General features: G+C 71.9%; 5 protein-coding genes. 3 read left to right on the top strand and 2 right to left on the bottom strand.

The annotated features are described in order from the left end of the window. Positions 1–242: 242 nt before the first annotated feature. Genes thyX through ACLQ3B_RS32595 form a run of 3 tightly spaced genes read left to right on the top strand, consistent with a single transcriptional unit; the run spans position 243 to position 3,698 of the window. The gene (thyX, locus tag ACLQ3B_RS32605; protein ID WP_425784510.1) at positions 243–983 is read left to right on the top strand and encodes an FAD-dependent thymidylate synthase; all 741 of its coding nucleotides are present in this window, start codon (positions 243–245) and stop codon (positions 981–983) included. A gap of 47 nt (positions 984–1,030) precedes the next feature. Next, positions 1,031–1,957, top strand: coding sequence for a 4-hydroxy-tetrahydrodipicolinate synthase (dapA, locus tag ACLQ3B_RS32600; protein ID WP_425784508.1), 927 nt, complete (start codon positions 1,031–1,033; stop codon positions 1,955–1,957). Positions 1,958–2,009: 52 nt separating this feature from the next. After that, entirely contained in the window at positions 2,010–3,698 is a 1,689-nt protein-coding gene (locus tag ACLQ3B_RS32595; RefSeq protein WP_355009544.1) for a ribonuclease J, read from the top strand. A gap of 71 nt (positions 3,699–3,769) precedes the next feature. Here ACLQ3B_RS32595 and ACLQ3B_RS32590 read toward each other — a convergent pair whose 3' ends face one another. Both ACLQ3B_RS32590 and ACLQ3B_RS32585 read right to left on the bottom strand, forming a co-directional pair. After that, positions 3,770–5,419, bottom strand: coding sequence for a YbjN domain-containing protein (locus tag ACLQ3B_RS32590; protein ID WP_425784507.1), 1,650 nt, complete (start codon positions 5,417–5,419; stop codon positions 3,770–3,772). Beyond that, positions 5,416–5,895, bottom strand: coding sequence for a YbjN domain-containing protein (locus ACLQ3B_RS32585; RefSeq protein WP_425784506.1), 480 nt, complete (start codon positions 5,893–5,895; stop codon positions 5,416–5,418). The genes ACLQ3B_RS32590 and ACLQ3B_RS32585 overlap by 4 nt, the downstream gene beginning before the upstream one ends. Positions 5,896–6,008 lie beyond the last annotated feature (113 nt).

The following is a 6,008-nucleotide window of genomic DNA, read 5'->3' as shown; positions in this document are numbered from 1 at the left end:
ACCAGGAGTCCCGTTCCCGTTATCCAGCAGGGGTTGACCCGCCGATCACAGCCCTAACGCAACGGCGTTGACATCCAGGATGTTGCGCGATCTTGTGGGCGGCAACAGCTGCCGGACGCCGGACGGGACCCCGCCTCGGGGTTTCGGCGGCTTCGCCGCTGGCTGAGTGATCGACGTTGCACGGGGCGCGCCTGAGTTGGGCCGGGCGGCACCCCACCACTACAGTCCCAGGAATGCCGGACATGGTGCAGCCCCAGGTCAAGTTGATCGCGTGGACCCAATTCGCGGCCCCGGACGACGTGCCGTGGTCGACCGACGCGGAGGGTGGCCAGGCGCTCGCCGAGTTCGCCGGCCGGGCCTGCTACCAGTCGTGGAAGAAGCCGAACCCGGCGACCGCCACCAATGCCGGCTACCTGGCGCACATCCTCGACGTGGGCCACCTGAGCGTGCTGGAGCACGGGTCGGTCACGTTCTACTTCACCGGGGTGTCCCGCTCCTTCACCCACGAGCTGATCCGGCACCGACACTTCTCGTACTCCCAGCTGTCCCAGCGCTACGTCCCGGAGCGGGACGCGGCCATGGTCGAGCCGGCCGTCATCGCCGACGACCCGGAGCTGCACAAGAAGTTCGTCGAGGCCGCCGAGGCGAGCGTTCGGGCGTACACCGAGTTGCTGGAGGGCCTGGAGCAGCGCTTCTCCGACGAGCCGAACCCGACACTGCGCCGCAAGCAGGCCCGGCAGGCGGCCCGGGCGGTGCTGCCCAACGCCACCGAGACCCGGATCGTGGTCTCCGGCAACTACCGGGCCTGGCGGCACTTCGTCGCGATGCGGGCCACCGAGCACGCCGATGTGGAGATCCGTGAGCTGGCCGTGGAGTGCCTGCGTCAGCTCCAGGGTGTCGCCCCGAACGTGTTCGCCGACTTCGTGATCTCCACGTTGCCGGACGGCACCGAAGTGGCGGCCAGCCCGCACGAGGCGTCCTGAGCCCTTCCCCGGCGGGCCCCGGCTGGTCGTCCGCTAGGTTGGAGGGTATGACGCACGACCACCTCGACGCCGCGGCCCGACCGGCGTCCCGCCCCTTCGGCCGGCTGCTCACAGCCATGGTGACCCCGTTCACCCCCGACGGTTCCCTCGATCTCGACGGCGCCGCCCGGTTGGCGAGCCACCTGGTCGACGAGCAGGGCAACGACGCGTTGGTGGTCAACGGCACCACCGGCGAGTCGCCGACCACCACTGACGCGGAGAAGGAACACCTGATCCGGGCCGTGGTGGAGGCCGTCGGTGACCGCGCCAAGGTGGTCACGGGCATCGGCACCAACGACACCCGGCACACCATCGAGTTGGCCGCCGCCGCCGAGAAGGCGGGTGCGCACGGTCTGTTGGTGGTCACCCCGTACTACAACAAGCCGCCGCAGAGCGGCTTGCTGCGACACTTCACCGCGGTGGCCGACGCCACAGGCCTGCCGGTGATGCTGTACGACATCCCGCACCGCTCCGGCGTGCCGATCGACACCGAAACGTTGGTCCGGCTCGCCGAACACGGCCGGATCGTCGCGGTCAAGGACGCCAAGGGCGACCTGACCGCCACCAGCTGGGTAACCAGCCGGACCGCCCTCGCCTTCTACTGCGGCGAGGACGCCCTCACCCTGCCGGCGCTGGCCGTCGGATCCGTGGGCGTGGTCGGCACCTCGACGCACTTCACCGGGGCGCTGACCGCACAGATGATCGAGGCGTACGACGCGGGGGACATGCCGACCGCGCTGGCCCTGCACCGGCGGCTGCTGCCGCTGTTCACCGGCATCTTCCGTACCCAGGGCGCCATCCTGGTGAAGGCGGGCCTGGCGTCGCTGGGCCTGCCGGCCGGCCCGGTGCGACCCCCGCTCGTGGACGCCACCGACGACGAGATCGCCCAGCTGCGCGCGGACTTCGCGGCAGCGGGCCTGGAGCTGCCCGAATGAACGAACGACACGATGGACGTCGAGTAACGGCGTCGCAGAATGAGGTGGACGCGTGACCGAGGCGCACATCGAGGCGGAACTACCCCCGCCGCTGCCGGAAGGTGGCCTGCGGATCATCCCGCTCGGCGGGCTCGGCGCCATCGGTCGGAACATGACCGTCTTCGAGTACGACGGCAAGTTGCTGATCGTCGACTGCGGGGTTCTGTTCCCCGACGTCGAGCAGCCGGGTGTGGACCTGATCCTGCCCGACTTCGGCCCGATCCTGGACCGGCTGGCCGACGTCCAGGCGATCGTGCTGACGCACGGTCACGAGGACCACATCGGCGCGGTGCCGTACCTGCTCGCCCACAAGCCCGACATCCCGCTGGTCGGCTCACAGTTCACCCTCGCCCTGGTCGAGGCCAAGTTGGCCGAGCGGCGGATCCAGCCGTACACGCTCACCGTGCGGGAGGGCGGCCGTGAGCGGCTCGGCCCGTTCGAGTGTGAGTTCTTCGCTGTCAACCACTCGATCCCGGACGCGCTCGCCGTGGCCATCCGCACGCCCGCCGGTCTGGTGCTGCACACCGGCGACTTCAAGATGGACCAGCTCCCGCTGGACGGCCGGATCACCGACCTGGCCGGCTTCGCCCGGCTCGGCGCCGAGGGCGTCGACCTGCTGCTGTCCGACTCCACGAACGCGGAGATCCCCGGTTTCGTCACCCCGGAGCGGGAGATCGGGCCGGTGCTCGACTCGATCTTCGCGAAGGCCAAGGGCCGGATCATCGTGGCCTCGTTCGCCTCGCACGTGCACCGTGTGCAGCAGGTCTTCGACTCCGCCGCCGAGCACGGCCGCAAGGTCGCGCTGATCGGCCGGTCGATGGTCCGCAACATGGGCATCGCCCGGGACCTCGGCCTGCTCAACATCCCGGCCGGCCTGGTCATCAGCATCGACGAGGCGACGACGCTGCCGCCGGATGAGATCGTGCTGATGTCCACCGGGTCGCAGGGTGAGCCGATGAGCGCGCTGGGCCGGATGGCAAGCGGCGACCACCGGCACATCACCATCGCCCCCGGCGACACAGTCGTGCTGGCCTCGTCGCTGGTGCCGGGCAACGAGACCTCGGTCTACCGGGTCATCAACCGGCTCGCCCGGGCCGGCGCGGTGGTCGTGCACAAGGACGTGGCGAAGGTGCACGTCTCCGGGCACGCCCCCGCCGGGGAGCTGCTCTACCTGCTCAACGTGGTCCGGCCCAGCAACCTGATGCCCGTACACGGGGAGTGGCGGCACCTGCGCGCCCACGCCCGGCTCGGCATCGAGTCCGGGGTCGCCGCCGACCGGGTGGTGATCTGCGAGGACGGCGACGTGGTCGACCTCGTCGAGGGCCGCGCCAGCCTCGTGGGGCACGTGAAGAGCCGGTACGTCTACGTGGACGGCCTCGCCGTCGGTGACGTCAGCGAGTCGCTGCTCACCGAACGGCGGATCCTCGGTGACGGCGGTTTCATCGCCACCACAGTGGTCGTCGACTCGGTCACCGGCAAGGTGGTCGCCGGCCCGACGTTGTCCGCGAAGGGCTTCTCCGAGGACCCGGAGGCGTTCAACCCGGTGGTCCCGCTGGTCACCGAGGCGCTCAACCGGGCCGCGGCGGACGGCATCACCGACCCGCACCAGCTTCAGCAGATCGTCCGGCGGACCGTGGGGCGGTGGGTCAACGACAAGTACCGTCGTCGGCCGATGATCGTGCCCACCGTCGTCGAGGTCTGAGCAACTCCCGCTGACGCCGGTCCACCCGAACGGGGTGGGCCGGCGTCAGCCGTACCCGGCCAGCCTCACAGTCAGGGCAGCGCGGCGACCGCCTCGGCGTACGCGACGCCGGTGGCGATGGCGGCGTCCATGAGGATCCGCAGCTGCGCCGGGGCGACCCCGTGCGCCAGGTCGGTGGCCACGTCGCCGGCCAGCACCAACTCGTCGCCGAGGTCGTGCGCGTACGCCTTGGGCAGCAGCCGGTCGTGGTTCCAGGCGTTGCAGAAGGCGTACGCCTCGGCGCGGCGGGCCGCCGGCAGCCGGCGGTTGGCCATGGCGCGGGCGTGCAGCACCTCACCGCGCTCACCGGCCCGCCGGAACTGGATCACCGCACCCTCCCAGTGGCCGACCACTGCCTCGCCCTCGTCCACCAGGTACCTGTCGCCGCGCCCGTCCAGGATCGCGGTGATCATGCCGAGGGAGAGCGCGGACAACTCGCGTTCACCCAGCTCAACCTCGGCCTCAGCGTCGGAGCGGTCGGTGTCGGGCTCGTCGGGCTCGTCGTCGGTGGGCAGCGGAACCGGCGCCGCGAGCGGGCGCTCGGCCAACCAGGCGGCCATCCGTCCGGAATGATGGCCGGTGCCGTTGCGCGCGTCGAAGCTGCCGGCCAACTCGTTGGCGACCCCGAGCAGCAGCGCCCCGAGCGTGGCGACGTCCAACTCGGTGGCCGTCCGCTCGCCGTACGCCGGGCGGGGCATCGTCCGTCCGGCCAGCCCGGCGTCGGCGGCGAGCCCGCAGACCAGCGCCCCGGCGGCGGCGAACTCCATGGCGGCGAGGTCGTCGGTCGGCCGGTCCAACCGGGGCAGCTGCTCGGCCAGAATGGTCAGCCCGCGTTCCAGGTGCCCGCCCAGCGCGCAGAACCGCAGGTGCGCGGCGAGGTGCGGGAACGCTGCGAGCTCGCGCCCGTGCCGACGGTACGCCCGCACGTGTGCCGCCGCCGCCCGTGCCGGCTCGCCGGTGCGCAGTGCGGGCAGCAGACCGGCGACCAGGTCCCGTTCGGGTTGGTCGGTGCAGGACTGCGGGTCGCCGTCGGATTCCGCGAGCTCGGCGAGCGCGGCGGTCCACTCGCCCCAGCCGGCCAGCAGCTCGGCACGTCGGGCCGAGGTGCAGCCCGGGCAGCCGCCGGCCGGGCCGGGTCGTCGTCCGGACCATCGCTCGTACCAGTGCCGCGCGGTGGGCTCGTCGCCCAGGTGATCGGCGATCCGGCAGTGCAGCTCCGCGACTGTCGGTGTGTCCGGGCCGTCCGCTCCGACGCGGTGGGCCAGGTCGTGCAGCAGGGACCGGGTCTGGTCCAGCCCGACCCGGGGGGTGCCGAGCAGCGCCTCCACCGCGTACCGCTGGTAGCGCAGCAGCAGCCCGGTCTCCGGGTCGGTGAGCAGGTCGGGCCGGTGGTCGGCGGCGGCCCGGCAGCGCCGGACCGGCTCGACCAGACGCCACCGCTCCCCGTGCAGCAGGTACGCCTCGATCAGCGCGAACCGCGCGTCCATCCCGGACCGGACGTCGCCGGCCGCGTCGGCGCGCTCGGCGAGCCGCTCCAGGGCCACCTGCCGGGCCGGGCCGTCGGGGAGGTCCCGGGCGTCGGCGAGCGCGGCCTCCAGCGCCGGTACGCGCGCGAGGCGGTCACCGGGGCCGGTGGGCGGCGTGCCGGTGCGGCTGCCGGTGAACTCGTCCCGGCCGGTCACGACGGCACCGCCCCGGGCAGCCGGCGGACCGCCACGGCCAACTGGCAGCCGGTGGAGATGCCGCAGTCGAGCAGTTGGTCGAGCTGGTGTGGGGTCACGCCGCGTTCCAGGTCGGTGATCACCTCGCCGTACACCCGGGCCCGACCGTCGTCGTCGACGTGCACGAACGCCTTCGGCCAGAGCCGGTCGTGGTTCCAGGAGTTGCAGAACGCGTACAGGTCGGGCACCCGTTCGATGCCGAAGGTCGGATCGACCATGGTGCGGATCTGGAGCAGTTCCCCGTCGCCGCCGACGCGGAGGAACCAGATCATGTTGTCGTCGAAGTGGCCCACCAGCTCGCCGTCCAGGGTCAGGCCGACGGACCGGCCGCGGGCAGCGAGCACCGCGGAGACCAGTTCGCCGGTCAGCGGACGCAGTGCGCCAGGGTGCCCGGCCAGCGGATCGTCCGGATCGCCCGCGATTTCCGGCGACGCCATGGGGCATCCCTTCTGAGGCGGATATCACGACCGGCGGTGGGGTTCGTGTTACGACGCGCGGACACGACCCGGAAAAGCGGGGTTCTGCCCGGCCCCACCGTTACCGTGACTCT

The sequence above is a fragment of the Micromonospora sp. DT53 genome, assembly GCF_049841535.1.
Classification (GTDB): Bacteria; Actinomycetota; Actinomycetes; order Mycobacteriales; family Micromonosporaceae; genus Micromonospora.
The sequence above is the reverse complement of the archived record's forward strand: the minus strand, read 5'-3'. Positions and strand labels throughout refer to the sequence as shown.